Annotated in this window: 20 protein-coding genes and 1 pseudogene; 17 read left to right on the top strand and 4 right to left on the bottom strand. The window is 52.2% G+C overall.

Translation table 11 applies throughout. From position 1 onward, the window contains the following. Positions 1 to 93: 93 nt before the first annotated feature. The 7 genes from PBA01S_RS09040 to PBA01S_RS22745 all read left to right on the top strand — a co-directional run bounded on the left by PBA01S_RS09040 (position 94) and on the right by PBA01S_RS22745 (position 5,428). Complete coding sequence (locus tag PBA01S_RS09040) at positions 94 to 1,017, top strand: ABC transporter permease (RefSeq protein WP_127575819.1); 924 nt, start codon at positions 94 to 96, stop codon at positions 1,015 to 1,017. Positions 1,018 to 1,034: 17 nt separating this feature from the next. Further along, positions 1,035 to 1,961: a carbohydrate ABC transporter permease gene (locus PBA01S_RS09045; protein ID WP_255315314.1), complete on the top strand. Its 927-nt coding sequence runs from the start codon at positions 1,035 to 1,037 to the stop codon at positions 1,959 to 1,961. 46 nt (positions 1,962 to 2,007) lie between these two features. Further along, positions 2,008 to 3,627: an extracellular solute-binding protein gene (locus PBA01S_RS09050; RefSeq protein WP_127575820.1), complete on the top strand. Its 1,620-nt coding sequence runs from the start codon at positions 2,008 to 2,010 to the stop codon at positions 3,625 to 3,627. 138 nt (positions 3,628 to 3,765) lie between these two features. Next, complete coding sequence (locus tag PBA01S_RS09055; RefSeq protein ID WP_085170489.1) at positions 3,766 to 4,704, top strand: glycoside hydrolase family 43 protein; 939 nt, start codon at positions 3,766 to 3,768, stop codon at positions 4,702 to 4,704. An 11-nt stretch (positions 4,705 to 4,715) separates the two neighbouring features. Next, positions 4,716 to 4,847, top strand: a complete 132-nt coding sequence (locus tag PBA01S_RS23105) for a hypothetical protein (RefSeq protein ID WP_255315315.1) — start codon at positions 4,716 to 4,718, stop codon at positions 4,845 to 4,847. Continuing rightward, positions 4,844 to 5,179: a cupin domain-containing protein gene (locus PBA01S_RS09060; RefSeq protein ID WP_127575821.1), complete on the top strand. Its 336-nt coding sequence runs from the start codon at positions 4,844 to 4,846 to the stop codon at positions 5,177 to 5,179. Before PBA01S_RS23105 ends, PBA01S_RS09060 begins: the two co-directional genes overlap by 4 nt. 78 nt (positions 5,180 to 5,257) lie before the next feature. Continuing rightward, complete coding sequence (locus PBA01S_RS22745) at positions 5,258 to 5,428, top strand: hypothetical protein (protein ID WP_157268784.1); 171 nt, start codon at positions 5,258 to 5,260, stop codon at positions 5,426 to 5,428. Between the two features lie 22 nt (positions 5,429 to 5,450). On the opposite strand, the gene PBA01S_RS09065 is transcribed toward PBA01S_RS22745, so the two are convergent. Next, positions 5,451 to 6,134, bottom strand: coding sequence for an MBL fold metallo-hydrolase (locus tag PBA01S_RS09065; protein ID WP_255315316.1), 684 nt, complete (start codon positions 6,132 to 6,134; stop codon positions 5,451 to 5,453). A gap of 193 nt (positions 6,135 to 6,327) precedes the next feature. On the opposite strand from PBA01S_RS09065, the gene PBA01S_RS09070 reads away from it, so the two are divergent. Together PBA01S_RS09070 and PBA01S_RS09075 are read left to right on the top strand one after the other, a co-directional pair. Beyond that, positions 6,328 to 6,849, top strand: a complete 522-nt coding sequence (locus PBA01S_RS09070; RefSeq protein WP_085170488.1) for a YfiT family bacillithiol transferase — start codon at positions 6,328 to 6,330, stop codon at positions 6,847 to 6,849. A 230-nt stretch (positions 6,850 to 7,079) separates the two neighbouring features. Continuing rightward, positions 7,080 to 9,692 carry a carbohydrate-binding protein gene (locus tag PBA01S_RS09075; protein ID WP_255315317.1) on the top strand — a complete coding sequence of 871 codons (2,613 nt, stop codon included), beginning with the start codon at positions 7,080 to 7,082 and terminating at the stop codon, positions 9,690 to 9,692. 67 nt (positions 9,693 to 9,759) lie between these two features. Here the strand turns inward: PBA01S_RS09075 and PBA01S_RS09080 are convergent. Both PBA01S_RS09080 and PBA01S_RS09085 read right to left on the bottom strand, forming a co-directional pair. Continuing rightward, positions 9,760 to 10,904, bottom strand: a protein-coding gene (locus PBA01S_RS09080) for an IS3 family transposase (RefSeq protein ID WP_127575832.1) whose coding sequence is annotated in 2 segments (ribosomal slippage) — positions 9,760 to 10,631 and positions 10,631 to 10,904 — 1,146 coding nt in all. Because the reading frame shifts where the segments join, the coding sequence is not laid out codon by codon here. 120 nt (positions 10,905 to 11,024) lie between these two features. After that, positions 11,025 to 12,104 carry a permease gene (locus PBA01S_RS09085; protein ID WP_085170486.1) on the bottom strand — a complete coding sequence of 360 codons (1,080 nt, stop codon included), beginning with the start codon at positions 12,102 to 12,104 and terminating at the stop codon, positions 11,025 to 11,027. Between the two features lie 204 nt (positions 12,105 to 12,308). On the opposite strand from PBA01S_RS09085, the gene selD reads away from it, so the two are divergent. The 8 genes and pseudogenes from selD (at position 12,309) to nagZ (ending at position 20,682) form a co-directional block, all read left to right on the top strand. Next, positions 12,309 to 13,361, top strand: coding sequence for a selenide, water dikinase SelD (selD, locus tag PBA01S_RS09090; RefSeq protein WP_028538647.1), 1,053 nt, complete (start codon positions 12,309 to 12,311; stop codon positions 13,359 to 13,361). Positions 13,362 to 13,377: 16 nt separating this feature from the next. Then, complete coding sequence (gene mnmH, locus PBA01S_RS09095; RefSeq protein WP_028538648.1) at positions 13,378 to 14,421, top strand: tRNA 2-selenouridine(34) synthase MnmH; 1,044 nt, start codon at positions 13,378 to 13,380, stop codon at positions 14,419 to 14,421. 138 nt (positions 14,422 to 14,559) lie between these two features. Continuing rightward, a complete protein-coding gene (locus tag PBA01S_RS09100) occupies positions 14,560 to 16,959 on the top strand; it encodes an S-layer homology domain-containing protein (protein WP_164744129.1) in 2,400 nt (799 codons plus the stop codon). Positions 16,960 to 17,077: 118 nt separating this feature from the next. Beyond that, a pseudogene (locus PBA01S_RS22750) lies at positions 17,078 to 17,471 on the top strand (MerR family transcriptional regulator). 159 nt (positions 17,472 to 17,630) lie between these two features. After that, positions 17,631 to 18,089 carry a DinB family protein gene (locus tag PBA01S_RS09115; RefSeq protein WP_028538650.1) on the top strand — a complete coding sequence of 153 codons (459 nt, stop codon included), beginning with the start codon at positions 17,631 to 17,633 and terminating at the stop codon, positions 18,087 to 18,089. A gap of 64 nt (positions 18,090 to 18,153) precedes the next feature. Next, a complete protein-coding gene (locus PBA01S_RS09120; protein ID WP_127575825.1) occupies positions 18,154 to 18,696 on the top strand; it encodes a hypothetical protein in 543 nt (180 codons plus the stop codon). Between the two features lie 37 nt (positions 18,697 to 18,733). Beyond that, positions 18,734 to 19,309 (top strand): LOG family protein, encoded by a 576-nt coding sequence (locus tag PBA01S_RS09125; RefSeq protein ID WP_016311015.1) that lies wholly within the window; start codon positions 18,734 to 18,736, stop codon positions 19,307 to 19,309. 50 nt (positions 19,310 to 19,359) lie between these two features. After that, complete coding sequence (gene nagZ / locus PBA01S_RS09130; RefSeq protein WP_016311016.1) at positions 19,360 to 20,682, top strand: beta-N-acetylhexosaminidase; 1,323 nt, start codon at positions 19,360 to 19,362, stop codon at positions 20,680 to 20,682. Here the strand turns inward: nagZ and PBA01S_RS09135 are convergent. Then, on the bottom strand, positions 20,670 to 21,005 hold the full coding sequence (locus PBA01S_RS09135; protein ID WP_016311017.1) for an MGMT family protein: 336 nt from the start codon (positions 21,003 to 21,005) through the stop codon (positions 20,670 to 20,672). The genes nagZ and PBA01S_RS09135 overlap by 13 nt on opposite strands. Positions 21,006 to 21,055 lie beyond the last annotated feature (50 nt).

Genomic DNA, 21,055 nt, shown 5'->3' on the forward strand with positions numbered 1-21,055 from the left:
CGGCTCAGCGCTATACTCAAGACATGAAAGCCGCCGTGCAGGCGGAAGGCATGCCTAGGGAGTTTAGACAATCAAGAAGAAGGAGGGGATGAAATGAAATCCGGCGCAGTGAGCCTAAGGCGAACGCTTGGACAAATCAAAAGAAATCGGGGACTTTACCTGCTGCTGTTGCCTGCGGTGGTGCTGACGCTGTTATTCGCGTACAAACCGATGTACGGCGTGGTCATTGCGTTCAAGGATTACAGCCCGGCGCTGGGCATTGGCGGCAGTCCTTGGGTGGGGTTTAAGCATTTTGAGAAATTTTTTCATTCATATCAATTTAAGGCGACGATTCGGAACACCATCATCATCAGCTTATACAGTATCGCCACGTTTCCAATTCCAATTGTGTTGGCGTTGATGGTGAATCAGATGCGGGCAAACCGGTTCCGCCGTTTCTTTCAGACCGTTTCGTATATGCCGCATTTCATTTCTACCGTTGTAATGGTAGGGTTGATCCTGATTCTGCTCTCCCCGAGTACTGGCCTAGTGGGGAATCTCTACAAGCTGTTCGGAGGAGAAGCCCCCGACATCATGGGCTCTGCCGCCTGGTTCAGCAGCATCTACGTCTGGTCGGATGTGTGGCAGCATGTGGGATGGGACAGCATCATTTACATCGCCGCATTGTCTACAGTGGACCCCAGCTTGTACGAGGCAGCAACCGTTGACGGAGCCAGCCGCTGGCACAAAATCCGTTACATCGATATTCCGATGCTGATGCCGACGGCAATAACGCTGCTCATTTTGCGGGTTGGCGGCCTGCTGGGAGTTGGGTTCGAGAAGGTCTACCTGATGCAGAATGACTTGAATATTACCGCAAGCGAAATTCTCTCTACGTACATTTACAAGATCGGCCTGCTAAGCAGCCAGTACAGCTTCTCCTCGGCGGTCAACCTGTTTAACACGCTGATTAACTTCCTGCTGCTGATTCTAGTGAACCAGATCTATAAGAAATACAGTGAGAACAGCCTGTGGTAGGAAAGGGGGAGAAAGAGATGAAAATGGAGCCAGCCCATTCTGTATCCAGTCCAGCCGTACAGCCCATCAACAATCGGTCTTCCGACAAAGTGATGGAAGTGCTGCTCTATGTTTTTGCGGTGCTGTTTCTGATTGTGATCATTTATCCGCTTTATTTTATCGTGATTGCTTCCTTCAGCGATCCTTCAGCAGTGGCGAACGGGCAGGTGTGGTTTTTTCCCAAGGGGTTTACTCTGGATGGCTATAAGGAGCTGCTGAAGCACGATAATATTTGGATTGGCTACAGAAACACGATATTGTATACGGTAGTAGGCACGGCTATTGGCCTGATCGTGAACGTGTCGGCGGCGTACGCGCTGTCGCGGAAGGATTTGATCGGACGAAAATTCCTTTCTTTATTTTTCATCTTTACGATGTTTTTCAGCGGCGGGTTGATCCCGACCTTCCTGACGATTCGGGATTTCCATCTATACGATACATTTCTAGTGATGGTCCTGCCGTTTTCCGTGGTTGTGTACGATATCATCGTGGCAAGGACGTTCTTTCAATCAAGCATTCCTGAGGATTTGTGGGAGGCGGCGCAAATGGACGGCTGCGGAAACCTCCGATATCTCGCCCAAATTGTGCTGCCCCTGTCCAAGGCGATCATTGCCGTCCTGGGGTTATGGATCGCAGTGGGTTACTGGAACTCTTACTTCAATGCTTTGATTTATTTAAAAAATCCAGACCTGCACCCCCTGCAGCTTATCCTGCGTAACATCCTGATCACCAACCAGATGCAGTCCGGCATGGGAACCGGAGAAGCGGCGCAAATCGCGCTTCGGCTCGCCAATTTGATGCGATACTCCGTCATTATTATCGCTACCGTCCCGATCATGTGCGTATATCCCTTCCTGCAGAAGTATTTCAATCAGGGGGTGATGATCGGCGCGGTTAAGAGCTAGATGGACACGTAAGGCATGGTACAATCTAAGAATGGGGGAACGAGCAATGAGCAAACATTCTGGTAAATTATCAGTCAAAAAATGGACCTCGCTTATACTTGCGGGAACGCTTGCCCTTAGCCTCGCGGGGTGCGGCGGCGGTAAATCTGCGGATTCCAGAAGTCCGGCGCCAAGCGATACGAGCCTTTTTAATAAAGAGGGGCTGCCGATTGTCAATGAACCGGTCACGCTGAAAGTGTTAACGATGCGTTGGGGAAACATGGGCGATACGTTTACCCAGAATCAGTGGCTGAAGGATTTGGAGAAGAGTACGAACGTCAAAATTGAATGGCAGGTCGTATCCTCCAACGATTGGAACGAACAAAAGTCGATTATGCTGGCCAGCGGTACGCTACCGGATATTATTTTGGGCGACCAGACGTTCTCCGACTCCGATATCGTGAATAACTTAAGTTACTTCCGTCCACTGGACGAGTACATTGATCAATACATGCCAAACCTCAAAGCAGCAATGGCCGAGACACCGGAGCTGAAGAAGATCAGTACGTTCCCGGACGGCAAAATCTATTCCTTGCCAACCCGGTTGCCGTCGCGTCCAAAAACGAAAAACCAGCCGGTCATCAACAAGGCTTGGCTGGATAAATTGGGACTCCAAGTGCCGGACACGATTGATGATCTATACAACGTGTTGAAAGCGTTTAAGGAGCAGGATCCGAACGGCAACGGGAAGGCGGACGAAATTCCGTATACCGAAACAGGGTTGTCTCCGGATTTCCTGAATCCTTTTGGCATTACTGATATCAACGCCACTAATATGCTGGTGAAGGACGGTAAACCGGTGTTCTATCCAACCAGCGAGGAGTACAAGGAAGGCTTGAAATATGCCCATAAGCTGTATGCGGAAGGCCTGATCGACAAAGAGCTGTTCACTCAGGATGCGACGATGACGTCGGCGAAACAGCAAAATGCGGATGCTCCGATTGTTGGATTTACGAATCAATGGACGCCGGATGCGGTATTTGGCAAATGGAGTGATCAGTATATCGCCATTCCGCCGATTGCAGGTCCCGACGGGAAGCGTTACAATCCGGGGAATCCCAACGGCATGAGCTTTAACCGTAACGAGCTGTTGATTACGACTTCCTGCAAATATCCGGAAGTGGCCGCCCGTTGGGCTGATCAGTTCTATACGAACGAAGCGAGCATCCAGAACTTCTGGGGTGCGATCGGTACGGTCATTCAGAAGAATGACGATGGGACCTATACTTTGATGGATCCACCGGCCGGAACCAGTGCAGATGCCTGGTACTGGGAGCAATCGCTGCGGGATTTTGGACCGAAATACGTCAGCCCTTCCTTCGAGAAGAACATTGTTCTTAACCCGAAAGCGGGCGACGGCTTGAAGCTGGAGATCGACAAAATGGGCAGCGAATACGTGACTACGCCATTCCCGAATGTGATGTATACGGCTGAAGAGTTCCAGGAGCTCCCAACCCTAACTACGGATATCGATACCTATGTATCAACGATGCGCGCCCAGTGGGTAACCAAAGGCGGCATCGACGAAGGCTGGGATGCTTACGTGAAGAAGCTGAACGCCATGGGCTTGGAGAAGCTGCTGAAAATCCGCACCGACGCCTACGACCGTTATATGAGCGTGAATTAACATCTTATCGCTTAGGAACCGCTCTGCATATGCAGGGCGGTTTTTGTATTCTTAATTCATGTAGGCAGGTATGGATCTCCCCGGCGGCGAATATAGCCTTAGATATCCATACAAGCCATTAAGCAAAGGAGGAGCCCCATGAACGAAGAGCAGATCAAGAGATCCGGAAATCCCGTATTTCCAGGCTGGTATGCGGACCCGGAAGCGAGGATTTTTCAGGATCGATATTGGATTTACCCGACGTACTCGGCCCCTTATGATGAACAGACCTTTTTTGATGCTTTCTACTCTACGGATTTGACGGAGTGGACGAAGGTGGAGCGCATCCTGACGATGGACGACATCGCTTGGGCGCGGCGAGCGTTATGGGCCCCATCGCCGATCGAACGAAGTGGTAAGTTCTACTACTACTTTGCGGCGAATGACATCCAAAGCGACGAGGAGCTGGGCGGCATCGGCGTGGCGGTGGCTGATCGGCCGGAAGGGCCTTACCGGGATGCGCTGGGCAAGCCGTTAATTGATCGGTTTCATTTTGGAGCGCAGCCGATTGATCCTCATGTTTTTCTCGATGATGACGGAAGCGCTTACCTCTACTATGGGGGCTGGGGACATTGCAATGTGGCAAAGCTGACCGAGGATATGGTTCATCTGGACACATTCGAGGATGGAACCACGTTCAAGGAGATCACTCCGGACCATTATGTTGAAGGGCCTTGCATGTTTAAGCGTAACGGCATTTATTATTTTATGTGGGCGGAAGGGGGATGGACCGGACCGGATTATTCCGTGGCCTATGCTATGTCCGATTCACCGATCGGGCCGTTCAAGCGCGTGGGCAAGATTCTGCAGCAGGATCCAGCCATCGCCACCGGTGCCGGGCATCATGGATTTCTGCAAATTCCGGGCAGCGACGAGTGGTACATCGTTTACCATCGCCGACCGCTTAATGAAACCGATGCGAATCATCGCGTAGTTTGCATGGATCGCATGTTGTTTGACGAGGAAGGGCGAATCCAGCCAGTGCAAATGACACATGAAGGCGTTACGGCCAGACCGTTGCAGCGGGCGGAAGGCTGACGAGCAACTTTATGGATCTAACGTATTTGCAAAAAGACAATGAACGACAACGCCAAGCTTACTATGAAACGCTGCTAACGCTGTATAAGTGGGAGGATGCACGGCTGCGTCATTTTATCGCAGAGAGGATGGAGATGAAGTGATCAGTAAACAGAACGCAGAGCATTATGTGTGGGGCGGAAATTGCGACGGTTGGCGGCTGGTGGATCGGGAGGAGTGCAGCATTATCCATGAGAAAATGCCCCCGGACAGCCAGGAAGTCCGGCATTTTCACGAAAAGGCGGAGCAGTTTTTCTTCGTCCTGTCCGGTTGTCTGCATCTCGAATTGGATGGAATCCAATACGAGCTTCATCCGCATGAAGGGCTTGAGATCCCGCCGAATATGCCGCATCAGGCCATGAACCGATCCGCTGAAGCGGTGGAATTCCTTGTTATATCCCGCCCGAATACACGGGGGGACCGAGTGCTGGCTTAAATCCACTGGACGGATGCAGATAAAAGAAGAGGAGAACAGAAATGTACAGCCCCGGCTCGACCGGAGAACCTCCTGTATTTGATCGAACAAATGCTACAAGAGCCAACGGCCGAGCGGATCGAAGCTTTTTACCATTCGGTCCGCACGTTTGCCGATTGGGGCGAGGACGACCGAAGCTGGCCGTCGCGTTTTATGGAAGACAGCGAATTAAACTGGTTAACCGGCTTAACTCCGGTAGGGGATATCTAGCGGTTCTGTTGCCGCGAACGGTTTATTTTACGCCTGCCGCAATCTCCTTCATCCGTTCTTGAACCGCCCCGGTACATACGCCGCCATGATAGGTGATCACGGTTTCCACATCGAGCGCGGCCAATTTTGCAACCGACTGAAGGGCCCGAGGGTAATCTGGCGTGTACTTCGCTTCGGGTGGTTGTAACGTTCCATCGCTTGAGGTCAGCGCATCTCCGCTGATCAACGTTTTACTGGAAGGATGATACAAGCTGATATGTTCAGGCGTGTGACCGGGGGTGTGCACTACGGTTAGTCCCCCGCCAAATGGAAGCTTCTCCCCATTGTGAAGCGCCCGATCTACCTTAACCGGTTCGGCTTTGATTCCGTATTTAATCAGCGGGATTTCACCAGCCAGATACGGAATCCCCTCCTCGTGGGCCAACACTTCCAACTTCCCTTCCTTCGCCCGGATCAGCTCCGGCAGGCTGCCGATATGGTCGCGGTCTTGATGTGTAATGATCACATGGGTCAGTTGATCCAAGGAGAATCCTGCTTGCTCCAACCCTTCGCGAATCACATCCAATTGCCCGGGAACCCCGGTGTCAACAAGGACGAGATGATCGGTACCCCATAATAACGCCGCATGGACAGCCATCTGGTTCCCATTTTGCAACTTCAGGTTGAGCGGCAACGGCAGAATGCCGGATTCTTTAGAATGTTCCATTTTCGTCCCCTCCTCGACATTTAAACATAGTTTAACCTGCGCCAAAATCGTAGCAGAGAATAGCCCAAAGGACAAGTCCTAAGCTTTAATCGTATGGAATAGGTTATCGACAATGTCAGCTTGATCAGGTATAAATGAATCAATAAGAAAGTGAAAGTGGCAGTTTAATTCCTGATCAGGAGGCGAACCAGACATGGACCCTAGATATCCGATAGGCGAGTATGCCTTCACAGGCGAGATTACGGCGGCACAGCGAGATCAATGGATACGTGAAATCGAGACGCTGCCGACGCGATTAAGGCAGGCGGTGGCCGGATTAAGTGAAGATCAGCTGAACCTTCCTTACCGCGAGGGCGGCTGGACGCTGCGGCAGGTTGTGCACCATCTGGCTGACAGCCATATCAATGCCTACACCCGGTTTAAACTGGCGCTAACTGAAGAGACCCCAACGATTCGGCCTTATCACGAAGACCGTTGGGCGAAGCTGTCCGACTACGAGGGAGACATCGAAGCTTCACTGCTTCTGTTGGAAGCGCTGCATCGTCGCTGGACCCACCTGTTGAGATCGCTGAGCGAGGAAGATTTTGAGCGTTCGTTCCACCATCCCGAATCGGGGAAAACGACGAGCTTGGCCTACAACCTCGGAAACTACGCTTGGCACGGGAATCATCATCTTGCTCATATTACGGCGTTAAGAACGCGGCTGGATCTTTAGTTCCATCCTTCTCTTTTGCAGACAGCCTGAAAGTCCTAATAAGGACGGCAGGCTGTTTTTTGTTTGCATCGAAATTGGAAAAGAACTTTAATTTCCGCTATAAATCGGCATTTTGAGTTATAGAAAGAAAGCGCTGTCTATTTTAACATGGGGTTCGTAATCGAACTTATCGATGAAAGGATGGATGATTCGTGAAGGCGGGTACGGGGAAGAGGTCGAGGTGGAGTGCAATGCTCCGATATGTACTGATGGCGATATTGGCTTGTTCGCTGACAGGTGGCGCGCAGATCGCCCCAAAACAGGCGGCCGCTGAAGGAGGAAGCACGCAAGCAACGGAGGCGGTTTATACGTTTGAGGCGGAGGCGGCGGCAAATACCTACTCCGGCAAAGCCGGTCCGGTTCCTTGCGACACCTGCTCCGGCGGAGCAAAAGTAGGCAACCTTTACCAAGGCTCGGCGATGCAGTTTAACGGGGTGAATGTAACGGAGGCAGGCGTTTATAAGCTAAGCTTGTCCTATATTTCCGGGGATCCCCGTTCGTTTATGGTCAGCGTAAATGGCGGAGAGCGGGAGCGTTTCTCGCCGCCGGCGACGAAGGATTGGAATACGGTGGGCGTATTCGACTTTGAGGTCCGTTTACAGGCGGGCGATAATACGTTGTCTTTTGACGATGACGGCGGATATGCTCCGGATTTGGACAAAATCAGCTTGACCTTCGTCACGTCCTCGGAGCCGGGAACCGATCCGGGGAACGGTGAAGATCTGGAGCTTGGTGCGCCGCTCAGTACGGTGAAATACGGGCCGATTGCCGTTACCCGGCACGCGAAAGGGATGAGCGTAACCAGCGGCAGTCTGAAGTTGCTCTATAATACGGAAAATGGGCTCTCGGCGTACAGCTGGAAAAATCGCGGTGAAGAGGCCAAGATCCAAGGGGCGTACAGCTCCATTCAGTTGGACCAGTACTTAACCAGCAAGGATTACGCCAAGCATGAGTTCAAGCTGGAAGAGGTGGAGCGGTTCCACGACCGTGGCGGCAAAGGGATCAAGGTCACGGTGAACAACAGGCAGGAAGGTCTGCCGACCCTGAAGCAAATCTACTATATCTATGAGCAGAAGGATTACTTGCTCACTCAAGTTATTGCCGAGCAAGATACGCCGCTCGCAACGAACTATATTGCCCCGCTGATTGTGGATCACCGCGGCGGCGTGGATATCGGCCAATATGGCGACAACCGGGTGCTGGTAGCTCCTTTTGATAACGATGCATGGTCGCGGTATTTGTCCAAGACGATCAACACGGATCTAAACAATCAAAATTATGAAAGCTCGGAACTGACGGCCATTTTCGATAACGACAGCCGTCGCGGCTTTGTGGTGGGTTCGGTTAGCCATGATACGTGGAAAACCGGCATTTATTGGAGCGGATCCAATGACCGTCTGAACAAGCTGAACGTATATGGCGGCTTCACTTCTCTGGCTTCCACGCACGATTCGTTGCCGCATGCCAAGGTCAGCGGGACGACGATTGCTTCTCCGAAGGTGTTTGTTGGATTTTTTACCGACTATCGGGACGGTTTGGAAACCTATGGTCAGGCAAATGCAGTGGAAGCCCCGCCGCTGGCATTTGGTCCCGGTGTTCCGCAAGGGGTTCCGGTGGGCTGGAACAGCTGGGGAGCTGTCGGCAGCAAATTAAGCTACGATCAAGTGATCGAAACCTCCAATTTCTTTAAGGAGAAGCTGCAAGGAGAGTCGTTTAATAACGAAGGTCAGCTGTATATGAACCTCGACTCGTACTGGGATAATATGAACGATGAGCAGCTGGGGCAACTGGTGGATTATATTAAGGCGAACGGTCAAAAAGCAGGCATCTATTACGGCCCGTTCGTCTACTGGGGCGATAATTTGAACCAGACTGTGGAAGGCACGGACGGAAAATATACCTATGGCGATATCGTTCTTCGCGATGCGCAAGGGAATCCGCTGCCGAAGATCGACGGCGCCTATGCCGTCGATCCGACCCATCCAGGGACGAAGCAGCGTATCGACTATTATATGAATCGCTTTAAGGAGCACGGCTTCGAGTATATTAAGCTGGATTTTCTGAGCCATGGCGCATTGGAAGGCCAACACTTTAACCCGCAAGTTTTTACTGGTATTCAGGCTTATAACGAAGGAATGGCTTACATTGTGGATGCGCTGGACGGCTCGATGTTCATCAGCGCGTCGATCGCGCCGCTGTTCCCCAGCCAATACGCGCACAGCCGGCGGATCTCCTGCGATGTTGACGGTTCGCTGGGCAGTACGGAATACCAGTTAAACAACCTGACCTACGGGTGGTGGCAAAACGGAACCATCTACCGCTACACGGATCCGGACTATATGACGTTGGAGAAGGGCGGCTCGCTGCTTGGAGCGCAAACCCGAGTGAACGCGGCGGCGATTTCCGGTACTGTGTTCCTCAACTCGGATGATGTGGCGAATCAGACGGCCCGGGAATATATGGAGCAGCTGCTGGTGAACCCGGCGGTGAATGCGGTGGCGAAGAAAGGGCTAGCATTCCGGCCGATGGAGGGCAACACCGGAACGGCAGCGGCGGACGCTTACATCTTAAAAGACGGCGGGGGATATTATCTTGCGATCTTCAATTTCACGAACGAGCTGGTGGAACGGACGATCTCCTTCGAGCGGGCTGCCATGGACAACAAAGGGAAGTCCGGCTTCCGCGTGACGGATCTGTGGACTGGTGAAGAATGGCGTGAGAAAACGGAGCTGCACGTCACACTGCAAGGGGCCGAGTCGAAATTGCTTCAGCTTGTTCCTGTTGCGGGGGGCGGAAAAAAATAAACAAAAAAGGAGCCGTGAATGGAACTGACCCCCGTTTGTGAGACAGGGATCAAAAACACCTTGCAAGTTAAGCAGCCAGTTGTCGATAATCAATCGGTGACTGGTTGTTTAGTTTTGTTTGAATGCGAATTGAGTTATAGTAAGTAATGTAGTCTCGAACGACCTGTTCAACGATTGCTGTCGTTGTACTCGTTAAACCTTCGAGATAGAACGTTTCAGACTTTAGCGTGGAATGAAACGATTCGATGGGGGCATTATCAGCGGGCGTTCCCTTGCGGGACATGCTCATGGTAATGCCCTTTTCCTTTACAGCTTCCTGATACGCCTGGGAAGTGTAGACACTCCCCTGATCGCTGTGAAGTATCGTACCTGGTAGATTGGGCAGCTGACGGAGTGTGTCCAGTACGAACGCAGTGTCCTGCTTGTCAGCTATACTGTATGCCACAACTTCTCCGTTAAACAAGTCTAGGATACTTGATAGATACAACATTCTTCCTCCAAACGGTAAATACGTAATATCCGTAACGAGTTTTTGCATAGGTTGATCGGCCTCAAATTGGCGTTTTAGCAAGTGTTCTGCTATATAGGCTGGCTGCCCTGTAGGTTTGCGTTTCTTGACTTTGACACGGCATTGCAGCTCTTCACGCTGCATAATCCGTTGCACTCGTTTATGGTTAATCGCTTGTTCTTTCCGAAGTAGAGCGGTGATTTTACGGTATCCATAACGAAATTTATGCTGCAAACAGAGTTCGCGGATTTTCTCTACCACAGGATTGGCATCCCCGCTTCCATACTTATCCTTCCAGCGATAGTAGGTAGCACGAGAGAGTCCCGCCCAGGCACAGGCTTGTGCCACGCTAACTTCTCCTTGGATCGATTTGATCCATTCCACTACAATCTTTGAGGATACCCCCTTTCCATCTCGTTGTACTTTTTTAGGAGATCTAGCTGCTGTTTCAAAAACCTATTCTCTGCCTTTACTTTCTCTAATTCTGACGTATATTCCGGTCCTTTGCCGTAGCTATATTGTTTACCTACAGGCTGCTCAAACCGATGTATTTCTCCGTTACGATACCATCGCATCCATGTTCTCACTTGAGAATCATGTCGTATGTTCAATTGCTCCATAACTTCTTTCACTGGGATACCAGCCATTCTCATTTCAATAGCCTTCATCTTAATCTCTTTTGGGTAGCTTACTCGGGTTGCCAACGAAAAAACACCTCCAAGGTTGTCTCCCATATCATACGACATGGTTGCATTCTCTTGAAGGTGTTTTTAATTTGTCTCACACTATGGGGTCAGTTCCAATCTCGGCTCCTTTTTAATTTGTTACAGCACCCAAGCGCCCACAATCCCGGCAACGATGCCAAGGATGACCACTGAGGCGAACAAGAATCCCAACACCTTGCGCGGGAACGAACGCGACACCATCAGCAGAGACGGCAGGCTGACAGCCGGCAGCGTGATGAGCAGGGCTGCAGCTGGGCCTGCGCCAAGCCCAAGCGCGGTGAACGATTGAATAATCGGAATTTCCGCAGCCGTCGGAATGACGAACAACGTGCCAACGAGGGCAAACAACAGGATGGCCAGAATGCCGCTGCCCAACTCAACGGGGAACAAGACGCCTTGGAAGGCTCCCAGCAGCAAGACGGATAACAGATACGCCGGTACAACGTTCAGGATCATCATCCCGAGGCTCTTCAACCAGCGAAGAGCGAACGGCCCCTCGTTCTTCTGTTCGGCTGCCGCTTCCGCCTTTTCCAGCTCCGCTGGCGCGGGAACCTGCTGGCCTTTCGCCAGACGATTGGCGAGGTAACTTACCCCAAACGTCAGCACGATGCCAAACACGAGGCGGAGCAAAGTAAACTTCCAGGACAAGACAAAGGTCATGAAGATCAATGTCGCCGGATTCAGTACCGGATTACCCAGCCAGAAGGCTAGGCTGGCGCCGACGGATACATTGCGTTTCCGCAGGCCGGCGGCGATAGGGGCGGCACAGCAGGTGCACATCATCCCCGGCAAGGAGACGATACCGCCCAGAAACGTGCTCTTAAACCGGCTGCTGCCGAGCACTTTATATAACCATTGAGCCGGCAGGAGCACCTGGACAAGCGATCCAAGCAAAATCCCGAGCACGGCGGCCTTCCAGACCGATTTGAAATAGGCGGCTGCATAATCGACCGCGGCACTCCATGAAATGGGACCGGAAGCATCTGATCCAAGGATCGAAGAGCCAATCGAATGCTCGGTGGCGGCTTTGAACGCTTTTCCATAATAAGGCCACCACTTGACATAACTTAGGCCAGCGATGGCTATGATGAGAAACAGAACGACAAATATCGCCGTTTTGCGTTTATCCAAACCGCGTGGTTGCTGTTGCGGATAGTTGCCGCTTGATGATGAAACCATAGACTTCATTTCCCTTCACATATGATTCAAAATTTGAACTAAGACACGAAATATAGTATACCATACGATGGCAAGTGAACTACATTGAATCTGCTGGTAAGCGAGAAGCGGGACGGTTGCCATTTGTAATTCAACGGAGTACGCTTAAATAAGCATAAGCTAGAAAATCCTATATCGATACGTAGGGAAGGATTGTGATCCGTCATGTCTACTGTTGAACCTATAAAATTAACATCCTTGTCCAGCAAAGGAGGCTGCGGCTGCAAAATCGGCCCGGCAGACCTCATGCAAGTGATTCGAAGCCTCCCGCCAACGGTGCCGAATCCAGATCTGCTGGTGGGGCTTGATACAAGTGATGATGCCGGGGTATATCGGTTAAACGATGACCTCGCGCTGGTGCAAACGGTCGATTTCTTTACACCAATCGTTGACGATCCGTACGCGTTTGGCCAAATCGCCGCCGCAAATGCGCTCAGCGATATTTACGCGATGGGCGGCAAGCCGCTCACCGTGCTGAACATTGTAGCTTTTCCGATTTCCACTTTGGATAAAAGCATTCTGGCCGACATCCTGCGCGGCGCAGGAGACAAGGTGCAAGAAGCTGGAGCGACGCTGGTGGGCGGTCACTCCATCGACGACAAAGAGCCGAAATTTGGCTTAGCTGTTACGGGATTGGTTCACCCGGACAAAGTGAGAACGAATGCTGGCGCCAAGCCGGGGGACAAGCTGATTTTAACGAAGCCGATCGGCGTTGGCATCATGACCACCTCGATCAAGAAGGATCAGCTCAGCGCGGAAGAGACGAAGCGGGTCACCGAAGTCATGTCGACCTTAAACAAAACGGCTGCTGAAGTCATGGAATCATACGATGTGCACGCGTGCACAGACGTAACCGGCTTTGGCTTAATGGGACATGCCCTGGAGATGGCCAAGGGCAGCGGAACCGGCATCACCATCTTCCAGAGCCGCGTGCCGGTGCTTCCACGCGTGCGGGAATTGGCGGAGCAAGGATTTGTCCCTGGCGGAACGAAGAATAATTTCGCGCATGTGGAAGCGAACATTACGTTCCCGGACTCGCTGGATCAGATCGGCCGATACATCCTGTGCGATGCGGTGACATCGGGAGGCTTGCTGATTTCTGTGAATCCGGATCAAAGCGAGCAGCTGTTGGATGAACTGCAGAAAGCCGGCGTGGAAGCGAGCTTGATCGGCGAGGTCACCGCAGAGAACGCGGGCCATATTGTGGTCGAAGCCTAGGAAGGGGTTTGCAGCATTGGATAAGTTTCAGGATATAGGCTTGCAGGAATGGGCGGAGCAGCGAGAAAGCGGCAAAGCGATCACCATGATTGACGTTAGATCGCCCTCCGAGTTCGCCGAGTCCACGATTCCAGGCAGTTTGAATATCCCGCTGTTTGATGATCAGGAGCGGGCGGAAATTGGAACTTTATATAAGCAGGTGAGCGTAGACGCCGCCAAACAACGCGGGCTTGAGATCGTTTCAGCCAAGCTGCCCGACTTTGTCCGGAAGTTTGCGGAAATCCCGGGGCGTAAAGCGGTATTCTGCTGGCGTGGTGGGATGCGAAGCCGAACGACGGCGACGCTGCTCAGTCTGATGGATATCCATACGTACCGGCTGGCCGGCGGATATCGCGCTTATCGCCAATGGGTTGTCAGCACGCTCGAGCAGATGGAATTTGCTCCTGAACTCACCGTGATCCACGGGAATACGGGAAGCGGCAAAACCTTGCTGCTTCGCAAGCTTCAGGAACAAGGGTATCCCGTTATCGATCTGGAGAAGATGGCGGGGCATCGGGGCTCGGTGTTTGGGCAAATTGGGCTGCAGGCGCATAACCAGAAGATGTTCGACTCGCTGCTATTGGATGATCTCCTGCGTTATCGGGAAGCGCCTTACGTGTTGATGGAGGCGGAAAGCAAACGAATCGGCAAGGTGGTTGTCCCTGAGTTCCTCATGGAGAAGAAAGAGCAGGGGCGGCATATCCGGATCGATCTGCCAACGGACGTACGGGTGCAGATCATTTTGGAGGATTACGAGCCTTGGAACAATCCGGAGGGCTGTCTGCAAGCGTTCCGAAAAATCAAATCCAGAATCCATACGCCCATCGCTGCGGAAATCGAACAATGCCTGCTTGCAGACCGCTATGACCGCGCGGTTGAGCTTCTTCTAACTTACTACTATGATCCTCGGTATGCCCATACAGAAGGGCAATACGAGGGGGCGGAATTTACGGTGATTCGGGCCAACACGGTTGACGAAGCCGTCATGGAAGTTCAACGACTCTTACCGAAGTCGGTTTGATTCGGGGAATTTCTTCTTAACAGCTCGCAGAGGTTCTGCGGGCTGTTTTTTTGCTAAGCTGTTTTAGGGATGGTAAATCCAGCCAATTGCATTTACAATGGAAAAGAAAATATGGGTAAATGTGGGAAGGTGAAACGGTTGAAGCAACAGTTAAATCTAATCAGCAAAGCAGCACGGCAAAAGCCGCCTGTCAAATTGGCATTTCTTGGTTTGGTGGCGCTTTCAGTGGCCTTGCCGCAGGGGGCGGCGCTGGCAGAGGAGGCCACAACCTCTACGTCAACAACGACGACGATCGTAAACACCGGGAACTTGGGAACCGGTCCGTCCAAGCAAGGGGAGGCAGTTGCCGATTCGTCTCGTGCCAAAATTACGAAGGAGCAGGCTATCGCTAAGGTTCGGGAGTTGTTTCCGGTTTTGAAAGAGGCGACAGTGAACCAGGTCGAATACGGGATTCATAATGTGTACCCTGCACCAAGCTATCAGGATGTCTGGACCATTCATTGGCAAGTTGAAGTTGGCAATGGGAGTCACAGCTTTTCAAGCAGGGTGGATGCCATCACCGGGGATTTGATGAGCACCTATATTACCTTTCCGCGACAAGGCAATAAGGTCTATTATCCTCCGAAATTAACGAGAGAGCAGGCTTCGGAACAAGCAAAGGCCTTTCTCGCCAAAGCTGCTCCATCGTTATCAGCCGATGAGGTGAAAGAAAGTGATTCTCTTTTTTACTTGGATTCGCAGGCTTTATTTGGTCCGGTACAGTATGATTTTTCTTTCGATGTTCTGAAGAATGGGCTGCCCTCCGGTTTTGAATCCATTCATATCACGGTAACCGGCGATGGAGAAGTCGTCTTTTTTAGCCGTTCTGAGGAGAGGTTGGAATATCCGTCCTCCGTTCCGACGGTTTCTAAAGCGGAAGCGGAGAAGAAGTTCCGAGACGAGTTCCAGGTTGAACTGGGGTATGTCCCGGTACGGAAGAACGGTGCCGTATCCGATTGGATCCTGGCTTGGCAGCCGGTTTCGGATGCTTTCCTGGCCATTAACGCCCAGACGGGACGCAAGATGAACAGTGAAGGTACAGAGCTGACCTCCACCACGATTACAATTAGCGATGTTCCAGCCGGGACCAAGATATTTGAGCCGCGCACTTCTAAAGTGGAATTAACATCTGATGAAGCCGCGAAGTTGGTGGAACAAACGGTTTTTATTCCAGAAGGCCGGAAGCTTAGATATCCGAGTATGAACAGCGATTACAGGAATCCGGAGAGGAAGACATGGAGCTTAAGATGGGAAGAGGAGCGCCAGAACCTGACGGGACCGATGTATTTCCCGGCCCAGACGTACGCCACGGTCGATGCCTTGAGCGGACAAATTCTCGAGTTCCAGATTGAAGCCTTTAATTATGGCGAGCCGCGTGAACCGTTGGCGCCTCCGCCTGGAGCAGCGAAACTGAATTATGAGCAAGCGAAACAGCGCGCCTTGGAATGGGTAAACCAGTTATATCCGCAAGCGAGCCGGAACCTAAAACTGATTGAACGCGGGGAATCTTGGAGTCGCCTCTCGAATGGAGAGCAATTCCGCTTCGAATTGACCCGTTACGTTAATGACCTTCCGGTGCTCGGTGGAGGGGTTTTTATTACGGTCGATGCGTATGGTCGGTTGTTCTTCTATTCTGTGAACCACGAGCAAATTCCGGAGGATCTGCCGAACGGCCAAACAGCAACCGTAACAGCGGAGCAAGCACTCCAATCGTACCTGGACAACTTTAAATTAGAATTGCAGTATAACCAGATCGGCGGGTATATGATTGATAATACCTACGTGGATCCAAAGGTATACCTCGTTTACTCACCGCAATTCAAGGATCCAGGAACGTCTTTTCAAGTGCTGAATGCCGTGACGGGCAAGTGGGTGACGACGTATGAGGGCATCCGCATGGAACCAACGCGGGGCGACATCGAGCCCAAGGATGTGAAGGGCCACTGGGCAGAGGCGGATTTGAAGACCCTGGTTCAATACCGCATTCTAGAAACAGATGAGCAAGGGAAGCTGAATCCCAATGAGACGATCACGGTGGGGGACTGGCTGACCTATGCCGTGAAGGCGGCGAATCCTTATTATACAAGCTACGTGCTGGCATCCCCGTCTGCCGCGTCCGCAGAGGTCTCGATGGACGACAAGTATTCTCAGGCGGTGAAGTACGCTGCCGATTTGGGGTGGATCGATCCGGCCGAGCCGTTACAACTGGATCAGAAGTTGACCCGGGAGCAGCTGGCCGTATTGCTTACCTCGATGGTCAAATACGATCGCTTGGCGGCGAATTTCTTCGGCAAAGACGCATTCATCAACCAGTTCAGCGATGCCAAGCAAATCACTCGCCCCGGCGAGGTCACCATAGCGGTTCGACTCGGATTGCTGCAAGGCCAGAACGGCAAATTCAACCCGCAGCGCCAAGTCACCAAAGCCGAAGCCGCTTCTATCCTGATGAGATTGGTGAAGCTCCAAGGTCATACCGATCAGCCGATTGCCTCGCAGTAAGCCCTAGGATAGAGTGTTGACTCTCCCCTTTGAGGAGGCCTTAAGCTCAAGGAGCGGACGTCAGGATGGCAATTCTAAGCCGAGACGTAACCGCCAAAGAATAAGGAGGAGATGTTCAATGCTGTACACGGTCAAAGAGGTATCGGACCTTTCGGGAGTAACGATCAAAACGCTGCATCATTACCATAAGATCGGCTTGTTGAAGCCGCGGGAAATCAGCGAGGCGGGATATCGGCTGTACGGCGAGCGCGAGCTGGAGCGGTTGCAGGAGATCTTGTTCTATCGCGAATTGGAGCTTTCAACAGCTCATCGAAAGACATCTGGATTTTATGAAAAAATATGGTCACCCTGCTTCTCCGGATGATTTTGCGGCGCAGGCCCGATTTTTTCTGAGTGATGAGTTCCATCGCACCCTGTTGGAAGGACAACAAACTGGTCTGGCCTATTACTTGCTGGCAGCGGCTGAAGCTTATGCAGCTACCGTATCGGGTACCGCCGGCAGTGATCAGTAATCCATATGAGCCCAATCCCACAAAGGCTCCCGTGACCTGAGGTCCGGGGCCTTTTTACATTCCGCGTGCTGAATTAAGACAGACACTTATGGTAAAATCAGGTTACTGCTGAGGGCGTGGAGTAGAGTGGCACCTTTACCAGGGAAAGGAGTTGGATCGATGTTAAAGTGGTTTCAATATAATTGGCAAGTCCGGGACGAATGGTTTCACTGGTGTGAGAACATTCCTGAAGAAGAGCTGCTGCGCAAGCGGGTTGGCGGTGTGGGGAGCATTTTACAGACCTTATTTCATATCGTTGATGTTGAATGGAGCTGGATCCGCACCATCGAAGGGAAGCCGGATTTTCAGGAGGACTTCAAATCATTTATGTCCTTGGAATTGGTGAGGAAGCTGTCGGATTCCTTTCATACGGAAGTCGAGGCGTTTCTGCAGACTTGGACCCCGGAGATGGAGGGATTGCTTGTGACCGATTCCTGGGGAAGAGAGTTTACGCAAGGTGAAATCCTCCGTCATATCATTGCCCACGAGATTCATCATATCGGTCAGCTGTCCGTGTGGTCACGGGAATTGGGGAAGGTGCCGGTGTCGCCGAATTTTATTGACCGAGGTCTTCGTTAGCTTTTGATCAAAAAAGGGTAACCTAATCCATATCTCCCAAATGACGACGGAGGAGGAAACGACTTTGAGACAAAACATTCAGGTGCCCTTTGGTTATGAACCTCCGGCTCCGAGCCGGAAAGGGACGATCATCTTCTACGATTCCTTTGAGTCGATTTCGGACGAAGAGCTGCTGCGGGCCGCCGAAGAGGCGGAGACCCGCAAGTTTGCGAAGCTGGTCCTTTATCCACTGCACGAAGAAACGGTGAGACGGATGTCGAAAGAACCGGTAAGTCCTTTCTATCGCAGAGAGGACCGGCTGCATGCATGGAGACGAGAGCAGAAGGGAACCGGTCCGGCGATCCTTGTGGAAGGCTGGGAAGGCAAGCGAAAAAAGTATACGCCCATCGACACAGCCCTTCGCCACCTGACGGAGGTGTATCCGGCTCCCCATTTCCTGTATCTGACTCCGGAGATGGCGAACCAATTTGCTTCCTTCTCCTCTTTTGAGGAGTGGATCGTCAAGATCCGGCTTCTGCTGGCGGCCGAGCTGAGTCATCCCCATCCGCGGCTGGAGAAGTACAGCCATCGTTGGGATTTGGCCGGTACACGGTTAGATTTCGCTTGAAGACGTGGGGTCCATTTATTTTGCAGGAGGGAAGAGGATGAAATCGATTTGCGTATTTGCCGGCTCGCGATTTGGCGAAGACGAACAATACCGCATCCAGGCGGAACAGCTGGGAAAAGTCATGGCACAGCGGGGATACCGCTTAATTTATGGTGGTTCGAGGCATGGGCTGATGGGTGCCGTAGCGAATGCGATATTGGAGGCAGGCGGTGAAGCGATTGGCGTCATGCCCTCCGGTTTGATTCACGGTGAAATGGCGCACCCGGGGCTGACGCAGTTTATCGAGGTCGAAGGCATGCATGCCCGGAAGGCGAAGATGAGCGAGCTCGCAGACGGGTTCATCGCTCTGCCCGGTGGATTTGGCACGTTGGAGGAATTGTTTGAGGTGTTGTGTTGGCTGCAAATCGGTATCCACCAGAAGCCGGTTGGCGTTCTCAATGTGCAGGGCTATTATGAGCCCCTGATGGAGTTGGTGAATTCCTGCATCCGAGCGGGCTTTGTCCATCCCGGGCATGAAGCCTTGATTAATGTCGCCGAGGAACCGGAAGAATTGTTGATGCGGATGGAGAATTTTGTACCGGTCATTGCAGAGAAGAAATGGAAGCAGGGGTGAAGCGAACCCCGTGAAGTATAGGCATTACAAAAAGAGACGGAGGCGATAGAATGGACAGAATCAACACATCGCATCGGAGCAAAAGCCTCTGGACGATCACTTGCTTGCTGCTGCTTGTGACCCTCTTGATTGGAGGATGTTCGGGGGCTGCTCGCAATCCTTCGTCTTCGGCTGGCGAAGGAACGGGGGCTTCCGGCTCCAACGGGACGGAGACGAACCAAGGGCAGACGCCCCCTTCAACCCCTGAAGCGCCGGAGGAACCGGAGAAACCAGCTGATCCTGCCGCCAAACTGCTGGATGAGCTCAGCACCGAGGAGAAAATCGGCCAGCTTGTTCTGGTGGGCATGGATGGAACGGAGCCAAATGACGTGACTCGGCAGCTCATTGAGGAGTATCACGTGGGGGGCTTTATTTTCTATAAAAACAACATCCAGGACACCAAGCAGGCGCTGGCCTTATTTAACGGCTTGAAAACCGCTAACCAGAACAAGGCGGTGCCGCTGTTTCTGAGTGTGGACGAAGAAGGCGGACGGGTCAGCCGCATGCCTGGCGAACTTGCGAAGTTGCCCGCCGCTCGCAAAATCGGTAATACCGGCAGCACGGAATTGGCGGGGCAAATCGGCGAGATCATTGGGAAAGAGCTGGCCGGCTTCGGACTGAACCTGGACTTTGCCCCGGTGCTTGACGTCAACAGCAATCCGGATAATCCAGTGATTGGGGATCGGGCATTTGGCACGAAGCCGGAGATCGTCAGCCGTATGGGTATTGCCGTAATGAAGGGAATTCAGGAGCAGGGGATCATTCCGGTCGTAAAGCATTTTCCGGGACATGGCGATACTTCGGTGGATTCGCACCTGGGGCTGCCCGTGGTAGAGCATGACTTGGACCGGCTGCAGAAGCTGGAGCTGGTGCCCTTTAAGCAGGCGATTCAAGAGGGAGCGGATGTCGTCATGATCGCTCACCTGTTGATGCCCAAGCTGGATCCTGATCATCCGGCTTCCTTCTCCAAGGCGGTGATTCATGACTTGCTGCGGGAGGAGCTTGGATACGAGGGGACGATCATTTCCGATGATATGACGATGGGCGCCATCGTGGAGCATTATGATATCCGTGATGCGGCCGTGCAGTTCATTCAGTCCGGCGGGAACATCGTGCTCGTGGGTCATGACGCAGAGAAGGAGAAGCAGGTGATTCAGGCGTTGCGCGATGCCGTCAACTCCGGCACGATTTCCACGGAAACGTTGGATGAACGAGTGTATGATGTGTTGAAGCTGAAGCAGAAATATCAGCTCAGCAACGACCCTGCGCAGGGACCAAATACGAAGCAATTAAATCAGGATATCAGCGATATCCTTAAGCCTTACGGGCTTTGATCCTTGGAGCTGTCCGGGCGGTACTGGTGCTGATAACGATCCAGATCAATTCGTCCGCCTGGCAGCACTTCAACGCCTTCCGCCTCCAGGTTCCAGGTCTGCTCTTGGAAGGCGGATTCGTCTTGCAATGCGATGTGCCCCTTCCCGTTCACAACCCGGTGCCATGGTAGTCCGTATTTGCTGCTCATGCTGTGAAGAATGCGGACCACCTGCCTCGCGGCACGGGGACTTCCTGCTGCGGCAGCGATTTGGCCGTAGGTCATCACTTTGCCTGGCGGGATGGAGGAGATGATATCAATCGTTCGTGCGGTAAATGGTTGCATGATGAACTACTCCTTATTATCAAGGTTGTCTATACCGTTATATACCACGC

Origin of the sequence: Paenibacillus barengoltzii NBRC 101215, assembly GCF_004000745.1 — a bacterium.
Lineage (GTDB): Bacteria > Bacillota > Bacilli > Paenibacillales > Paenibacillaceae > Fontibacillus > Fontibacillus barengoltzii.